Below are 17,078 nucleotides of genomic sequence, written 5' to 3' on the forward strand. Positions count from 1 at the left end.
TAGCATGCAACATTGTTTAGAAAATATGAAACTTATTTCTATGAAAATTACTAAACTTATCTCTTCTTTAAAATATCATCTACAAATTTCTTCTTTTCCTGTGTATAAGAATTTTCATCTTTTGGGTATCTCGTTGCTAAGTTCTGTTTTAATACATCGTATTCTTTCGCCTTTTTCAGATTACCATTCAGATAATCTCTAAAATAAATATGTTCTTTCCACCAACTGCCATTGTATTCAACTATATGCATATTATGAGTTTTAGTTAGGTTTTCTAGATCAGAAAATCTGGCAAAAACTACTTTTCCATCAAGTTGCACTTTCGATAAATGATAATAGCCTATTTCTTTTAAGCTTTTTCTATCAAATTTTCTAACATCTCCTAAAGTTTCCACACCAACCAGTATATCAATAACAGGCTTTGCTCTAATACCTTCGATAGCTGTACTTCCGAAATGTTGAATATCTATTATGTTTTCCCCAATAATAGATTGCAATAATTGCTTCTCTTCAAGAAATAAGTTTTTCCAATCAGCCGAGTGATTCACTAGCTTTACTTCTCCTTTATTGACACCTAACATTTAAATCACTCACTTTCGCTAATGTTTTTGGAAATCTCCCAATTCCGATTTCTTACTTTTCTTTAGGGCTTTCTTTCTTAATTCGTAACATCGCGTTAGCATTTGCCTGAAATTCATATGGAACTGTTATCTCTTCTACTTTACAATCCTGATCAGTAAGGTAATCTATTATTTTATCTAAGTATTGATAACGTTTTCCTGTTAAATCAACTATAGGAAAGATACGCATTTCCTCTTTCGTTACCCTTAATAGCTCATCTAATGTTTCTATATGGAATTGGAAATCTAATTTGTCTGCATACGTAAATAAAAAATGTGCAGAAAGAAGAACGTCAAATTCTGCATCATCAAAAGGTAGAGTAGGTAATTCAGTAGCAATATAATTTTCATTTGCTATCTGCATATCCCTTGTACAATCTTGCAACGCACTTAATCGATTCTTTCTGAGACCTTCTATATCATTAAAATAATTCCACTTATAATTGCTTTTAGCTTTTTCCATATGTTCCATTGCATACTCGATATCTTGAAAACCTTTATGTTTCAAATCCTCACCTGAATAATAATATGCAATATCACAAGCTGTTACGTCCAATCCTGATTGGTTTCCGATGGCAGTAAATGAACAAGCTCCTGCTGGACAATCTAATATTCTCTTTCCGTGTAACTCTTCGATTGACAACGAGAACATATCTAAATACTCTTGAAAAGTCCTTCCAATGAAAATTATTCTTTCTAAATCTAGCTTTAAATTCGGATCAGTTCTACTCATTTACATTACTCCAAACATATCAGAATTATTCCAATTGCTAAATAACTAGATCATATTCCATTCTTTTAGCCGTTTGCTTAGCTACCTCAGAACCTAGTAATCGCTTTATTATATGAAATGACATATTGATTCCCGCTGATATTCCACCAGATGTCACAATATTCCCTTCGTCAACAAACTTAACTCCCTCTATAACTTCCGTTTCGGGAAATTCTGATTGAAAACGTTCGAGACTAGCCCAGTGGGTTGTTGCTCTCTTCCCTTTTAACAGTCCCGCTTTGGCTAGCAGTAGAGCTCCAGTACATACCGAAGTCATTAATTGAACAGTATGCATCTTATCTGCAATCCAATTAATTACTGTATCATTATTTATTTCCCGTTCACGCGCTCCAAAACCACCAGGAATAATCAAAATATCAAATGATGGCATGTTTGCAAAACTGTAATCAGGATGTACCTTCAAGCCATTGCGGGCGCAAACTAACTCACCATTCTCAGATACTGTCTCCACTTTAAATGGTTTATCACCATTTTCAAATGTTGTAACAGAGAAAACTTCAAATGGACCTGCAAAATCTAACACTTCTACATCATTAAATAGAAAAATCCCTATTCTCCAAGCATTCATTTTATCCCACCTGATTTAAATTTTATTGCTATTCTATTAAAATTTAATTAACCCAAATCCCTTCAATATTTTATACCTATCAACTAGCAAAACTCCTGTCCAATACCTTCTAGCAACAGCAAATTCTTCTGGATAACTCCCCCATTCCCAGGAAATATCCCAAGTACCTTCCTCAGATAATTGGTCTCTATAAAAACTTATGTTTTGCTCTACTAAATCGCTCATATTTTCATAAAGTGGATGAGCAGGGCTATCAATAAAATCAAGTGGTAGAGGTTTGTATCCCGTCGCCCAGTCTGGCACATTTTTATCGACAGTCTGTTCAATTAGTGTATTTATTTTGTTCGAAATATCGTTTAATAAAGGCTCATCAGCATGCACCTTGAGAACTTGAAATAATCGCTGGTAATTATTGATCTCATGGCTATCCATTTTATCACTATTCATCAAATGGGCTATTGCCCTTTTCATCATCCTCCACCCTAACTGTGATGCTTCACTATTGTCTAGTGACCAATGAATGAGGAAGCCTGCTAATTCAGCACTAGGGTTAAACATCCAGTTATCTTGAACTCCCTCTTTCCAATGCCACCATGGTGCGTGTGGATATTGATTATTTTCAGGCAGTACGGAAGCCCACATTCCTATATTTTCATTATAGCTGTCTACTAAATACGTAAGCATAGATTGTACAATTTTTTCATTTGCACTTGCTTCTATTTCCATTAATATTTGACCTGCTGTCCATGTAGCCATTGGAGATGAATCTGGTGTCCAAAAATCAGGTTCAATGCCATGACCAAATCCACCGTCTTTATTTTGAAAAGCAGATAAATAATAAATAACATTGTCTCTGGTTGCACCTTCAAAAAGATAGCTCCATCTGGCAGCCTCTAACGGTCTTGCATTTCGTTTGATCCAGGCACTCGACTTGTCGAATGATTCTTTTGATATTTCCATCTATAAAACCTCCTATTTTTACAGATTCGATAAGCTAACAATAAGAACTTTAACTAGATATAAGATATTAAATCTTTTATATTATTTAATTGATATATATTTCCTTTGTTATCATTAGAACTAATACCTATTCCAAAGCCTTTTATTCCGATATTAATAGCTAAATTGACATCATCAGCTGAATCCCCGATCATAAAAGAGTCCTCTAAATTAATGTTCGGGTATTTTTCAATTGCCTGCTCAATCATTCCAGTATTCGGTTTAATACAATCGCAACCCTCTCTTTTACTATGTGGGCAATAGAAAATATCAAGTATCTCTATATTTTGATGTTTTAATTCATTTATCATTTGATTGGTTATATCGTGATACTGATCAATCGTAATATGCCCTTCATGAATAATGTATTGATTTGTAATAATTATTATTTGGTAACCTTTTACCGAAACTTCTTTTAGAGTATCGATCGCTCCCTCCATAAAAACTGGATTCTTAATTTTAGTCCATTCATGGTCCGGATAATCTTCAATGATAGTGCCGTCTCTGTCAAAAAATGCAACTTTCAACTCCGTCTCCTCCCTGATCAAATAAAATTTTAATCGATGAACTAAGAACTCTAGTACCTGTTTATAGAGTAAAATAGGATTCGTTTTTATTTATGATAATCTCCAGGCTGGAATTAAAGAATGAAATTGAAAAAAGTAACTCATGATGAGATGAATAACGGTATAGAGAGCTAATATCGTTACATATGTAAGAAGCCAAGTAAGAAATGGTTGGTTTAAGAATAGATAGAGTAACAGCATACCTACTGGAAATGGTATTAGCACAATTAACCATATAGGTGCGCCTAAAGCTTCGGTAAGTGCACCTAGCGAAACTACTGAAAACCCGATGATAAAGGCTTGCCAAATAGCTATATCGCTATTAAGTAACTGACTGCCTAAAAAATAGGATAAAGCGGTTAAAACAACCGATAAAACAAAACTAATGAAATAATTCATTTTGCCTCTTCCCTTTCCATTTCGGCTTAAAATAATTTATTTGTATTTTACCATAAAAAACCAAAGGCAGGAGCAAACTATTAAAAATAAAATTGAAGGCAGATAAAAAATTTTCCCAGTTATACTCATAGAAGGGGACGGTGAGATTTGTCGTATATTTACTATCAACTTTTTTGATTTTACTGGCAACTCCGGCTCTTTTACTATCAACTTTTCGATTTTACTGGCAACTTCGGCTCTTTTACTATCAACTTTTTGATTTTACTGGCAACTTTAGCTCTTTTACTATCAACTTTTTAATTTTACTGGCAACTTTCCAAATCAAAGAAACTGATACCTAACCAACAAGTTAGGTAGGTTTGTTGTTGTATCTGGGAATTTCTCTCCTTCCGGGTCAGGAGATGGATCCGTCACTTCATATATTAAATTATCCTTATAAACTTTCAGAAAATGAAATTTATTAGAGTATCAAGAGAAAGGGAAAAGTGATATAGTGATGTATGGGAAGAATTGATGTAAGGGAGATAAAGAAATGAACAAAAAAGACATCGCTAATATTCGTAAACAGTTTAAAATAGATAATGACTTAATGAAAATTCATGAGATTTTTAATGTTTATATTATGAAAGAATCGAGTGATATCTATCATTCGCAAAGTCAAATTTTCGATATGCTCGACGAAGATGAAAAAGAGTTATTTATGACCAACTTTAAAAAAGTATTAACTGGCCAATTGGATGAAAAGCTCTTTGAATTGAAATTTCAATCAGATGTTGATAATCCAACACAACTGATCCTACACAAAGGATTGCTAACCGCTGAAAGTGAAGACTGGAAGGACCAGATGTTACAAATCGTTGAGAAAATGCTACAGGATAGACAATATGAAATGGATATTGTCGTTACCTTTATCCGTGGTGAATACTTGAAACCGATGAAACGTAGCAATGAAGAAACAGAAGAAAGTGATCGGGACTCGGTATATTCTCATTCCTTTATTCTTTGTAGTATCAATAAAACGCAAGATCCGAAGAAAGAATTGCACTTTGATTATATCGAAAAGGAATTTAAATACAATGTAGTGGTAGATCCCGTGATTAATTTAAACGCACCGATCGGCGGGTTTTTATTCCCTTGCTTTACCGATAATGCGGCAGATGTGAACCATGTGCTTTATGCGGCAGGGAAAGCAAATGAACCGGATGAGTTATTTGTTGAAGACGTCTTAAATGCAGAAGAAACAATGACAGCAAAGGAAGATAAAATTGTTTTTGAAGAGGTTGTTCGCGATGCTGTCGGTCATCAAATCAGTTCATCAACGCTTGCAAATGTATATGAAGAGATTCATCAAATGACTGAAAATAATGAGGAAGAAGAAACCCCAACATTAGATTATAAAGATGTCGAACAAGTGTTAAAGTCCAGTGGCGTAGAAGATGTGGATACAGAAAAAATGGAAGCTGCTTTTAAAAACGTCATCGATGATACGAGCTATGAGTTAAAAGCGCGTAATATCGTACCAAAATATTCATCAAAATCGATTAAAATCAATACTAAAGTAGCTAATATTGCCGTCAGTCCCGAGGAATTACGTCACGTTAGACAGGTAACATTAGACGGTAGACGTTACCTGATGATTGAAGTAGAGGAAGATACCGTAATTGATGGGTTTACGATGATCCCTGAAGCCTTTAAATAAGATGCTTAAACAACAAATCTCTGTGAGGAAACTTAGATTTGTTGTTTTTCTTTTTTATGAAAAATCTCTTTCTGAATGATATTTGTCTAATATAACCTAGTAAACTACTAGCCCCGAACGCGCCCATCATGAACAAACGGTATCTCCGGACTCTTTAAGTCTCCTAATCCTATTTCTATACCAAACTTTCCGTGATAATCTGTTCCACCTGTCATAAAAAGTTTATATTGATCAGCTAGTTCTTTTACTCGCTGATGGTCTGCTTCTGTATGATCAGGGTGTGCTAATTCGATCCCCCCTAATCCTACTTCGACTAGCTCTGGGATAAGTTCATAAGAATTTAATTGACCTGGATGTGCAACAACTGCGACACCACCATCTAAGATAATTGCTTCTACCGCATCATAAACATCGACGTAAGCTATGTCCCTATTGGCAACACCATCTCCTTTAAAGAGCGATCGGTATACATGGCGATAATCAGCAGAACTGTATGGTTTATTAGTGATATAACGCATAATATGTTGTTTATAGATTGTTTGTGATGGTTTCGCTGTCTCTAAGATTTCACCTTGATCAAGTGGATAACCTAATGAACGAATTTGCTCTATTTGCCAAAGTGAGTTTTTTTGCCTGCGTTGTAGTAGCGGCGTGCATAACTCCTTAATATGTGGTGCATCTCTCCGATAATGATAGCCTAACACGTGTACTTTCCTATTGCGTTTATAATCATAAGCAGAAATTTCCACCCCTGGAATCACTTCTATACCATATAGCTCTCCCATTTTCTTCACTTCTGGCCATCCTGCAACGGTATCATGATCTACAATACTCATATGTGTGACATTTCCCTTCACCGCTTGCTTTATCAATTCTTCCACAGAATCTGAACCGTCAGAATAATGACTATGCACATGTAAATCAGCTTTCATGTGGTACACCTTCTAGCACTACTGACATTTCATTACTCTTCATGTCGAAGACCTTATCACACAAACCTTCCATAAATTCAATGTCATGGAAAATCCCAACTAATGTTGTACCTTGTTGTTTTAATTTTTCAATCATTTCACGAACCTTCCATTTTGATTGGGGATCCAAGCTTGCTGTTGGTTCATCTAGTAGTAGTAACCTTGGCTTTTTGACAGTGGCCATCGCAATATTCAATCGCAATTTCTCACCACCTGAAAAGGTATTCGGATAACTATCCCACAATCCCTCATCCATTTCAAAATAGCTTAGTGCTTTTTCTGTTTCTATTCGAGCAGTTTCTTTTGTTTCCCCCATCTCCAATAATGCGTTTTGGACAAGCTCCCGACACGTTGTTCGAGGCATGACATTTAAAAATTGTGATACATAACCAATTTCATTTTTGCGTAAAAAAATTATTTCACGCTCTGATGCTTGTATTAAATCGATTTTGCCAAATTGTTTCGAATCATATATTATCTGACCTGCATTGGAAAGATAAGTACGATAAATACTTTTTAAAATAGTAGATTTACCACTGCCACTCTTCCCAATGATCCCAAGAAATTCACCCGCATGAACAGAAAATTGAATCTCGTCAACCGCAGGAATCGTTTTATTTAAGTGATGAATCGTAAAAGCTTTACCTAGCCCATTTACTTCTAACATAGTCATTATTATACCCCTTTCTCATTCATACGATAGTTCATTGTTGTGATTAACTCACCATTTACCATTGTATGAGTAAGCGTTGGATAGCCATCAGCCAAACGATCTATTACGAGCAAATCTGCTTTTTTACCCGGCTTAATCGAGCCAATCTCGTGATCCATATGAACAGATCGAGCGGGATTCAACGTCACCATCCTAAACATCTGGTGTAAATTCTCACCTTTGTCATGCAACTGAAAAATCGCATGCAGTAATGCTGCAGGGTAATAATCACTACACAAAATATCCGCATAACCATGTTCTATCGCTTCTGCAGCAGATAAATTACCAGAATGAGAACCGCCCATTAAAACATTTGGCGCCCCGACAATCGTATAAAGGCCATGCTGCTTAGCTTCTCGTGCTACATCAAGTGTAATTGGAAATTCACTTATCGATGTACCGTATGATTTAACTAACTCTAACTTTTGGACATTATCATCATCATGAGAAGCAACGGCAATACCTTTAGACTGTGCTAATGCTGCTACTTCTGTTATTTTTTCCATCGTTAATAATTCTGTACTTGTTCTTTCCGCAATCAAAACACTTACTTCTTCGTCTGAAAGATTACGGTGGACTTTAATATTATTCCGGTATATTTCTAAATTGCGATACTGGCCTTGACCAGGTGTATGATCCATAAAGGATAATAAATGAACCTTCCCTTCTTTGATGTTGTCTACCAGTTGATCAATTCCTTGAATATTATCCAATTCAAACCGCGCATGTAATCGATGACGAATCATATGCTGTTGATTGTGTGCCTGATGAATCGTATCAACCATTCGTTGCATGTTTTCCGGATGACGAATATGTTTACGGGTAATTTTCCCTTCTTGATAAAAAGAAAGCGAATGAAACATCGTGGTGATACCGTGACCAAGCAATATCTTCTCTGTTTCTCGTAAACTAAGTTGAAAATCCATCATACTAGAAGGTCTCGGAGCCACTACTGTCTCGATATAATCAGAATGAATATCAATAAATCCTGGTGAAATATAACCACCATTCGCGTTAATGAAATGTGCATTCTTATAATTACTCACTTCTGCTTCAGGAATGATTGCATCAATAACATCATCTATCACTACCACGGCATGATTTTCTAATATAGAATCCTCTGTAATGACCTTTCCATTATGAATAATGTACAACCTTATCGACCTCCTATAATAATGAATAAACAAGCTGTTGCGTATACTCGTGTTGTGGATCCTCCAGAATTTGATCTGTTAAACCTTCTTCAATAATTTCTCCATTCAACATAACAATGGAACGATCAGCTAGCATGCGAATTACAGCCAGATCATGGGAAACAACCACCATACTTATATGTAGCTCACGTTGAATTTGCTTAATCAAATCTAAAACACTCGCTTGAACAGATAAATCCAAGCCTGTAGTAACTTCATCTAAAAACAAAATAGGTGGATTATTCGAAAGTGCCTTTGCAATTTGCACACGCTGTTGCATCCCACCCGAAAAATTTTGTGGTTCTTCTTTCCTTCTTCTTAACGGAATATGGACATTTTTCAGTAATTCTTCTCCTCGCTTTTCCATACTACCAACATGACGATTTCCCGCTGCAATCATTTTTTCAGCAATATTTCCAATTGAGGAGAAATTCATTTTTAACCCGTGTACAGGATTTTGATATACCATTCCATAAACATTATTACGAATATACCGTTTTTGTTGAGATGAAAGAGTCAATACATTGTTACCTGCTAGTCCTGGTTGATTAATACACACTTCTCCAGCAGTCATATCACTATCAAAATAAAGACCCTGAAGCATAGTTGATTTGCCACTACCGCTCTCACCAACAATTCCGAGTACTTCTCCTGGATACAAATCAAAGGAGACATCTCGAACAGCATGCACGGTACCACAAGACGTGCAATAATTCTTCTCTACATAAACACTTTCTTTATCAAGACAATGAGGACAGCCTGTTCCAAATTGCTTTTGTAAATGTTTCACTTGCAATATTGGGGTTTCAGACATAACTATTCTCCACCTCTTCCTTCTCTCTCGCATTCAAATGCTCCATACAAAAGCTAGTATCGTTGCATTGATAGCTTCTCTCTCCTGTATCAGGATCAATGATTTCATCAAGAAATACATCGGTTGATCCGCAAAGCTTACATGCCTTTCCTTCAAATGATTCAACAGCAAAAGGATAGTCATCAAACGCCAATGATTTGACATCCGTATAAGGAGGTACAGCAAAAATTTTCTTCTCTCTTCCTGCACCTAGTAAAATAAGTGCTTTGGATTGATGCATTTTAGGGTTATCAAATCTCGGAATCGGACTTGGCGTCATCATGTATCCTCCATTCACATATACAGGATGTTCAGCACCGGTAGACATCCGTCCATATTTCATAATCTGCTCAAACAGAAGCAACCAGGCACCGCTGTAATCATCCTCCGCATGCATTCTTTTCGTCAGATATTCTCTCGCCTCTACTTTACGGAGTGGTTCGGGATTCGGAACTTGTAAAACGAGAATTTGATCTTCTCTTAACTGTTTTTCAGGGATTCGATGCCTTGATTGAATGATATTAGCTTCTGCTGTGTCTTCCGTTACTGAAACACCCGTCGTATGCCGGACCAATTTTTTGATACTAACAGCATTGACTGATTCATCAGCACCTTGATCGATCACTTTTAGCACATCGTCTTTCCCGATCAGAGAAAGGGTTAACTGTAAACCACCCGTCCCCCAGCCTCTCGCTATCGGCATCTCTCTTGATGCAAATGGAACTTGATAACCAGGTATGGCAACTGCTTTTAATGTAGCTCTTCTAATCTCTTTCTTTGATCCTTCATCAAAGAAGGCAAAATGGGGTTTAGTGATCATTTGTTGTTTCCTCCTTTCTTCACTTGTCTCGCACTATCCAATTTAGATTGGAATGTAACGTAATGTGGCAATTTCAAATGAGAAATAAAGCCAGTCGACTCAACGGAATCAATATGTAACAAGACAAACTCTTCATCATGAGTCGGAAATTCACCGTGAGGATTTTCTAAACATTGATCCAATATACTCATTGCGATTGCTTTTGTTTCATTTTGCCCGAAGCTAATACCATAACCTATTTCAAATTCGAGCTCTTCCTTTTGATTTTGTTTCTTCACATTTACTGGCACAAATGATTCTACTTCCGTCAATTTCACGTCACCGATATAAAATAAATCATCTGGATCACTCTCTTCTTCATATGGATGTTGAACATGAATCGGTACATTACCCACTCTTACTTCCCCAATCGTTGGATGTACCTGTCCATAGCCACGTAATGATGCATATCCTAATGAAATAACAGCACCAGTTTGACCTCTCGTTAAAACCTGCAATCTTTCACTTCGTCCAGTTGGAAATTGAATACTTTGCTTTGTAATATCTTTCGGAGGCGTATCATCTAATGGATATCTTTCAAATAAACCTTCCTCACGAAGATAATTAACTACTTTCGGAAAAAACTGAAGCTCTTTATCTGCAACATCATCACGCATTTGCTCCTGAAATTCTTGTAACCAAGCTTGATTCTCTTCCTTCTTCTCGTTTACCAGATTAAAATCTAACAAACGATGTGTATAATCATTGGTTGATCCTAACAGCTGACCTCCAGGAATATCCTTGAAACTAGCGGAGATCCTTCTCTCAACAAACATATCCTCTGTATCTACTGTTTCACTATAGTAATAACGTGGCAGAGTGGAACGATGAGCTCGTAGTAAGAATACAGCCTCTTCCATGCTTCCGCCGGCTTGCTTGATGGCAAGAGCTGCCAAAAAAGGAGCATACAAGCTTGCCTCAGACATTACCTGATCCACTAATGGTCGCATTGTCCCTAAAATAGTCTTGATTTCAACTATTTCTTCGCCTTTTAATCGATCATATTTCAACCTGTCCAATGACGCTTCGATTGCTTCTGTGCCACCTTTAACTGCAACATATCCCATTAGCTCACCTCCGTTATCGTGACAGATGTTGTTCTTGGTATACAGACTACCTGACTTGAAAAGTCTGCTAATATGACATCTATACCCAACGGATACTCGTTTACTTTCTGATTTCGATTTTGCCAAAATGAATGATGGAGTCCGGTCTGTAGTTGTTGGACACCATTTATCCCTGGACCGTTCAAAGACAGACCAGCACTATTAGACAACAGACCACTTTCAACTATCCATGTTGCCGATAATTGTGGATCATGAAGATTACCAGTCTTACATTCTATTAATGCTTGCTCTATTTGGTATTCTGGTACATCCTGTAGCATCAAAATAAAATCTGCTTTGTCAACCGCTTCTGTTTTCGCCATGGTATAAGAGGAAATAATCTCCGTTAATCTTGCCTTTTTCTCTTGATTTGCGATAACATGGAAGGTTACTTCGGCATCTATAAACGTTAAGGCAGACAAAAGAAAAGCATGATTACACGGGAATTCTTCATTCATTTTTTCTGTAATGCTATTTAACTTTGAAATGTTCCCTGGTCTAGACATACTGTGAAGAATTGTTCGGTAAACTTGTTGCAAATCATGAATTTGATCAACTACCATTCCTATCACCTCAGGCACTTATATTAAACTTCCATCGTTTCAAAATTTACTTTCGTCTTTAAGATTTCTGCTTGTTGTTTCACTTTTTGCTGATAGATTTTTTCTGCCGCTACTACTAATTTCTCTTCCCATTCTATAGTCTCTGGTAATTCTGCACGATAGGCTGCATCAATGATGGCTAAATGCTTAGCAAGTTCCTCTTCCATTCCAATCACTATTCCGATCCCGATCGATTGATGAACCTCAACCTTTGCTTCTGTTACTAAGGCCTCTCCAAGATAAAACAAGGATTTCTTGGCCGTTTCTCTCATTTTGATCATCGTCAAGCCATAGTGAGGTTCCTCCATTTCACGAAATTTATAGTTTTGCGTAACCATCTCTGCTAATTCCTTTGCAAGAACCCCTCCATCTTGGATTAATATTTCTGTTCGCTGTTTTCGTTTCATTTGTCTTCTACCTCCTTACACCTTCAGCATATCTTGTTGCCAAGTTGCTGTCTTGTTAAGATTTTGTAAATCGATCAGTTATCCCAACTAATGTTATATTTAAATTTATTACTTCGATATAAAACCTTTGTATGTTCTAATACTTTGTCAGATGAGGCGTCTAAACAGTTACTCTCCACCATAATCAATGGTTCCATACTTTTGCATGCCAGTAATTGTTGTTCTTTAAGTGTGGGAAAAGTAACACTTAGCAAGCTATATCCATTGATCAATTCGGTATACCCTCGTTCTTTGTAGTAGGCAAATATTGATTGAACAGATGAACCATCTTGCTCAATATCTGGAAACACTTTTTGATTGATATAAGAAATATGAATTGCAATTGGTTCATTTTTAATTACTCGTAATCTCTTAATTTTATAAATATTGTCTTCTCGATCTGCTGATAAGCGGTCATAAATTTTCTGATCAAATTGAATCTGTTCACAACCAAGATTCTCTGTAATCAGTTGGTGACCTGATTGCTTCATTTTATCTGTGAAACTAGCCTTTCCATTTAAATTTAACTCCACTCGGAATGACTCATTTTTCACATATCTGCCAACTCCTTGCTGGGAATAAATAAACCCTCGTTCTTCTAGCTTCGCCAATGACTTGCGAACGGTAGCCCTTGGAACTCGATATTGTTCAGCTAGTTCATTTTCTGAAGGAAGTTTCTCGTTCTCATGAAATTTTTCATCGATTATTTTTTTCATCAGATCATCCAATATTTTTGATTCGATATCTACTGACAATTGTATATTCCTCCCCTTATAGAAGTGATTTTTATCTTACATTTAATGATAGCTTAGTACCATAAAAGAAATGTTAAGTTTTGTTAAAAAGTAGTTTGCAACGATATCATGGCGAGATATTATCACCTATCTCATCAATGGACTGATATATATCGTCAACAAAATTATTTAATTACAAAAAAACTACTTACCGCTTCATAGCTGATAAGTAGTTTTTCCGGCTGAATTTATATTTTTCTTGACACACCACTATCAATGGCTGCTTGAACAACTGCTTCTCTTACACGTTCTACGACTTTATCATTAAACACACCCGGGATAATGTAATCCTCACTTAACTCATCTGATCCAATGGTAGCTGCGATCGCTTCTGCTGCGGCCACTTTCATCTGTTCATTTATCGAAGAGGCTCTCGCATCCAATGCTCCTCTAAAAATACCCGGGAAACAAAGCAGGTTGTTGACTTGATTCGGATAATCAGACCTTCCTGTTGCCATTACTCTAACATGATCACGGGCAATGTCAGGTGAAATCTCTGGAATTGGATTGGCTAACGCAAAAACGATCGGATCTTTCGCCATATTCTTCAAATCCTCTTCTTTTAAAATATCCCCTCTAGAAACACCGATAAAAATATCTGCATTTGTCATCGATTCAGAAAGGGATGCATCCACTTTTTCAGGATTAGTATGATTGGCATACCATTCCCACACCTTATTGTCATACTGATGATCACGGGTGATACTGCCTTCCTTATCTACCCCAATAATATTTTCGGCACCTGCCGCTAAGAGCATTTTGGTAATGGCAATACCTGCTGCTCCGATACCACAGACGACAATTTTACACTCTTTCAAGCTTTTCTTTGTCAGCTTTAAGGCATTCAAAATACCTGCTAATACAACAATAGCGGTTCCATGCTGATCATCGTGAAAAACAGGGATATCTAACTCCTGTTTTAGTGTTTCTTCAATTTCAAAGCATTGTGGAGATCCAATATCCTCCAAATTAATTCCACCAAATCCTGGACTGATCGCTTTAATGGTTCGAATAATCTCATCCGTATCCGTCGTATCAAGACAAAGGGGATAGGCATTAATATCAGCAAATCGTTTAAACAGCATCGCTTTTCCTTCCATTACAGGCATTGCTGCTTCTGGACTTATTTGGCCTAATCCTAGGACAGCTGTGCCATCTGAAACAACCGCAACAGAATTACTCTTGATCGTTAAGTTATAGGCTAATAAAGGGTTAGTATTAATCGCATTACAGACCCTTGCTACTTCAGGAGTATAAACATGGGAAAGTTGTTCTCTGTTTTTCAAATCCAATTTAGGTTTAATATCAATCTTCCCACCTAAATGGACAAGGAACGTTCGGTCGGAAATGTGCTTCACATATACTCCATCACTATCGTTTAAAGCTTTAATTACTTTCAATTGCCCCGGTTCATCCTTAACCTTTATCGTAATATCTCGGATTGTTTTCTCGCGTGTTTCTTTTTTTACATCAATTGCTACCAAGTCTGCATCATTTTCATGAATAAGTGTTGCGATTTGACCGATATTTGCCTTTGCTTTTTCAATTTCCAAACGGATAATGATATGCATGTTAGAACGCATAAGGACAGCCTCCTTCAGGATTATAAGTATGGATTACAAAAAGAACTTACCATTAATCATCTAAATCTTTCTTAACAGGTTTCGTAACCAATGAGTGCTTTTGTTCTACATACTTACCTATTACCGATGAATTTATTCCTCTTCTAACAGCTGTTTCGATTACAAAGGATAAAATAAACATTACAATAGCAAATACAAATATATTGATAGTTATTTCCATTTGACCACCTCAAGTATATTGTATTTCCTATTGAGTTTGATTTAAACCAATTCTTTTCGACAAAATAAGCAAATAAACGCTTCTTCATATGCAGAATAGATTACATCATGGTTAGCAATAGCTACGCGTTTGAAGTTATCTCCAGCTTTTCCCCTGCTCCACATGAAATATGACAGTTCTTTCGCGCTCCATCTACCACTATGTACTTAGACCAGAAGATAAAGAATTATTGTTCTTATTTCCCACAGTTATGGAAATAATTTATTGCGCAGTAAACGTCTACTTTGTAGTATTTGTTTAAGAAAAGCGCAGAGCGCCCGTTTAGAAACGTAGCGACTTCAGCATCAACTGAGATAAAGGAATCACGGTGAGTTTACGAACCGATGATGACTTTCACCTAAAGGCATAAGTGCGACTAAGCCTCTGGTTTCACCAATCGGCAAGTCTTCTTTATCGTAGGGCGATTCGTGAAGTCGCCTAGTTTCTGGGCGTTCGGAGCTAGACATCTGCGCAAATTTTATACTTTCTTGTCTCAGAACAAAAAATAAATGGAAGTCCATTCAATAACTTCCGCTTATTCCTATAATGGGCATTATCTGAAGCAATAATTACTTCTACCAAATCTCAAACATTAATTATTGTTATGATCTTAAAAAAGAGTCTAAACCAGCCTTTCAGTTTTTTAATATAATTTTAATGGTGTTTCCTGAAGGGTCCTCGACAGACATTTCTTTATTGTCCTCACTATAATTAAATCCTAACCGATCTAGATTTGCTTTACTACTATTATACTCTTCTTCAGTAAAATGAATGGTAAAATACTTTAATCCTAAAGCATTTTCCGGAGGGGCAGGTAACCCTTTTCCTGACCAAATGTTCATTCCAATGTGGTGGTGGTATGCGTCTTTGGATACAAATAGCATATGAGTGTCTTTGGCAACAATATCAAGTCCAAGTGCTTCCACATAAAATCTTTCTGACTCCTCTATATCTGATACCTGTAAATGCATGTGGCCTATTCTTGTTCCGCTACGTAAACCATTCCAATTATTTTCCTTTATTTCAGCGAATAAACTCTCCGCATCTAACGGGTTAGTTGCTCCGACATAACCTCCGTTTTCGTCTCTTGTCCACTGATTCGAATCTCTGTCTACATATATTTCAATCCCGTTATTATCTGGATCTGCTAGATATACCGCCTCACTATAGTGATGATCCGAAGCCCCTTGTACAGGATAACCACTTTCCAGTAAATGTTTTAAAGATAAAGCTAAATCTTGTCTAGTCGGAACGAGGATCGCAAAGTGGTAAAGACCGGTTGATCTTAACGGCCGCTCGACAAAAGATTCCTCTTCTCTTAATAAAAGTTGCGGGACAGTTCCATCTGTTGTCAATGTTACTGTTTTTTCATCTCTTTCTAATACTTGAAATCCTATCAATTCCTTATAGAAAGTTAAAGACTGATCTAAGTCAGAGACTTGGAGTTCCACATATCCAATTCTAGGTTCCATTACTCCAGTATAAGTTTTCATACTCATATCTTCTTTATGTCCTTCCTTATTCAGAAATAAAAATAGTGCAACTCCAATAACCAAAATGATAGTTACCGCAATGATCCTCATATTTTTCATTATTTGCAACCCTTAGGCTGTCTCTCCCCTTTTAATAAATTAATTGTTTCTTGTTTTTGAAATATAATAATCTAAAGAATAAAGCTTACTTCCATTTAGTAAGAAATAGGCAGACATTGCTACTAACGCAAGATCATATGCGTAACCGCCAATAAAACCTGTAGCGAATTGAACTTTCACAATCGCCACTAAAAGCACTAAGACAAATAACCCTCCTATGATACGTGTGGCCAAACCAAGTAACATTGCAATCCCACCAATTAACTCGATACTTGCTACTATATAAGCCAAGAATCCAGGCAATCCAATGCTATCGAACCATCCAGCAATATTTTCGATTCCATCTTGAAACTTTTCTGCACCATGTCCTATAAAAATAACTCCTAGAACCACTCGAAGTAACAGTGCACCAATATCTTGTTTATTTTTCATTATAATTCCTCCTAAAGTAATAATTTGTTTTT

20 protein-coding genes are annotated in these 17,078 nt (G+C 36.5%); 1 reads left to right on the top strand and 19 read right to left on the bottom strand.

Annotation, left to right across the window (positions count from 1 at the left end; translation table 11 throughout):
- Positions 1 to 56: 56 nt before the first annotated feature.
- The 6 genes from GHT08_RS10170 to GHT08_RS10195 all read right to left on the bottom strand — a co-directional run bounded on the left by GHT08_RS10170 (position 57) and on the right by GHT08_RS10195 (position 3,945).
- The gene (locus GHT08_RS10170; RefSeq protein ID WP_163581297.1) at positions 57 to 581 is read right to left on the bottom strand and encodes a GrpB family protein; all 525 of its coding nucleotides are present in this window, start codon (positions 579 to 581) and stop codon (positions 57 to 59) included.
- 52 nt (positions 582 to 633) lie between these two features.
- The gene (locus GHT08_RS10175; RefSeq protein WP_163581298.1) at positions 634 to 1,353 is read right to left on the bottom strand and encodes a class I SAM-dependent methyltransferase; all 720 of its coding nucleotides are present in this window, start codon (positions 1,351 to 1,353) and stop codon (positions 634 to 636) included.
- A gap of 37 nt (positions 1,354 to 1,390) precedes the next feature.
- On the bottom strand, positions 1,391 to 1,981 hold the full coding sequence (locus tag GHT08_RS10180) for a DJ-1/PfpI family protein (RefSeq protein ID WP_163581299.1): 591 nt from the start codon (positions 1,979 to 1,981) through the stop codon (positions 1,391 to 1,393).
- A gap of 36 nt (positions 1,982 to 2,017) precedes the next feature.
- Entirely contained in the window at positions 2,018 to 2,941 is a 924-nt protein-coding gene (locus tag GHT08_RS10185) for a hypothetical protein (RefSeq protein WP_163581300.1), read from the bottom strand.
- A gap of 53 nt (positions 2,942 to 2,994) precedes the next feature.
- Positions 2,995 to 3,507, bottom strand: coding sequence for an HAD-IIIA family hydrolase (locus GHT08_RS10190; RefSeq protein WP_163581301.1), 513 nt, complete (start codon positions 3,505 to 3,507; stop codon positions 2,995 to 2,997).
- Between the two features lie 90 nt (positions 3,508 to 3,597).
- Positions 3,598 to 3,945, bottom strand: a complete 348-nt coding sequence (locus GHT08_RS10195) for a hypothetical protein (RefSeq protein ID WP_163581302.1) — start codon at positions 3,943 to 3,945, stop codon at positions 3,598 to 3,600.
- Positions 3,946 to 4,477: 532 nt separating this feature from the next.
- On the opposite strand from GHT08_RS10195, the gene GHT08_RS10200 reads away from it, so the two are divergent.
- Positions 4,478 to 5,644 carry a DUF4317 domain-containing protein gene (locus tag GHT08_RS10200; RefSeq protein WP_163581303.1) on the top strand — a complete coding sequence of 389 codons (1,167 nt, stop codon included), beginning with the start codon at positions 4,478 to 4,480 and terminating at the stop codon, positions 5,642 to 5,644.
- Positions 5,645 to 5,751: 107 nt separating this feature from the next.
- Here GHT08_RS10200 and GHT08_RS10205 read toward each other — a convergent pair whose 3' ends face one another.
- From GHT08_RS10205 to GHT08_RS10265, 13 genes are all read right to left on the bottom strand, one after another.
- Complete coding sequence (locus tag GHT08_RS10205) at positions 5,752 to 6,576, bottom strand: PHP domain-containing protein (RefSeq protein ID WP_163581304.1); 825 nt, start codon at positions 6,574 to 6,576, stop codon at positions 5,752 to 5,754.
- The gene (gene phnL, locus GHT08_RS10210; protein ID WP_163581305.1) at positions 6,566 to 7,288 is read right to left on the bottom strand and encodes a phosphonate C-P lyase system protein PhnL; all 723 of its coding nucleotides are present in this window, start codon (positions 7,286 to 7,288) and stop codon (positions 6,566 to 6,568) included. Before phnL ends, GHT08_RS10205 begins: the two co-directional genes overlap by 11 nt.
- Positions 7,289 to 7,290: 2 nt before the next feature.
- Positions 7,291 to 8,481, bottom strand: a complete 1,191-nt coding sequence (gene phnM / locus GHT08_RS10215; protein WP_163581306.1) for a phosphonate metabolism protein PhnM — start codon at positions 8,479 to 8,481, stop codon at positions 7,291 to 7,293.
- 13 nt (positions 8,482 to 8,494) lie between these two features.
- Positions 8,495 to 9,334: an ATP-binding cassette domain-containing protein gene (locus GHT08_RS10220; RefSeq protein ID WP_163581307.1), complete on the bottom strand. Its 840-nt coding sequence runs from the start codon at positions 9,332 to 9,334 to the stop codon at positions 8,495 to 8,497.
- The gene (locus GHT08_RS10225) at positions 9,327 to 10,193 is read right to left on the bottom strand and encodes an alpha-D-ribose 1-methylphosphonate 5-phosphate C-P-lyase PhnJ (protein WP_163581308.1); all 867 of its coding nucleotides are present in this window, start codon (positions 10,191 to 10,193) and stop codon (positions 9,327 to 9,329) included. The genes GHT08_RS10220 and GHT08_RS10225 overlap by 8 nt, the downstream gene beginning before the upstream one ends.
- A complete protein-coding gene (locus GHT08_RS10230; RefSeq protein WP_163581309.1) occupies positions 10,190 to 11,299 on the bottom strand; it encodes a carbon-phosphorus lyase complex subunit PhnI in 1,110 nt (369 codons plus the stop codon). Before GHT08_RS10230 ends, GHT08_RS10225 begins: the two co-directional genes overlap by 4 nt.
- Positions 11,299 to 11,901: a phosphonate C-P lyase system protein PhnH gene (gene phnH / locus GHT08_RS10235; RefSeq protein ID WP_163581310.1), complete on the bottom strand. Its 603-nt coding sequence runs from the start codon at positions 11,899 to 11,901 to the stop codon at positions 11,299 to 11,301. The genes GHT08_RS10230 and phnH overlap by 1 nt, the downstream gene beginning before the upstream one ends.
- Before the next feature lie 23 nt (positions 11,902 to 11,924).
- Positions 11,925 to 12,347: a phosphonate C-P lyase system protein PhnG gene (phnG, locus tag GHT08_RS10240; RefSeq protein ID WP_163581311.1), complete on the bottom strand. Its 423-nt coding sequence runs from the start codon at positions 12,345 to 12,347 to the stop codon at positions 11,925 to 11,927.
- A 74-nt stretch (positions 12,348 to 12,421) separates the two neighbouring features.
- Positions 12,422 to 13,141 carry a GntR family transcriptional regulator gene (locus GHT08_RS10245; protein WP_163581312.1) on the bottom strand — a complete coding sequence of 240 codons (720 nt, stop codon included), beginning with the start codon at positions 13,139 to 13,141 and terminating at the stop codon, positions 12,422 to 12,424.
- Positions 13,142 to 13,368: 227 nt separating this feature from the next.
- Complete coding sequence (locus GHT08_RS10250; RefSeq protein WP_163581313.1) at positions 13,369 to 14,763, bottom strand: NAD-dependent malic enzyme; 1,395 nt, start codon at positions 14,761 to 14,763, stop codon at positions 13,369 to 13,371.
- Between the two features lie 52 nt (positions 14,764 to 14,815).
- A complete protein-coding gene (locus tag GHT08_RS10255; RefSeq protein WP_163581314.1) occupies positions 14,816 to 14,983 on the bottom strand; it encodes a hypothetical protein in 168 nt (55 codons plus the stop codon).
- 674 nt (positions 14,984 to 15,657) lie between these two features.
- On the bottom strand, positions 15,658 to 16,614 hold the full coding sequence (locus GHT08_RS10260) for a VOC family protein (protein WP_238343543.1): 957 nt from the start codon (positions 16,612 to 16,614) through the stop codon (positions 15,658 to 15,660).
- Positions 16,615 to 16,653: 39 nt separating this feature from the next.
- The gene (locus tag GHT08_RS10265) at positions 16,654 to 17,046 is read right to left on the bottom strand and encodes a DoxX family protein (RefSeq protein WP_163581315.1); all 393 of its coding nucleotides are present in this window, start codon (positions 17,044 to 17,046) and stop codon (positions 16,654 to 16,656) included.
- Between the last annotated feature and the right edge of the window lie 32 nt (positions 17,047 to 17,078).

This window comes from Gracilibacillus saliphilus (genome assembly GCF_010994085.1).
Classification (GTDB): domain Bacteria; phylum Bacillota; class Bacilli; order Bacillales; family Amphibacillaceae; genus Gracilibacillus; species Gracilibacillus lacisalsi.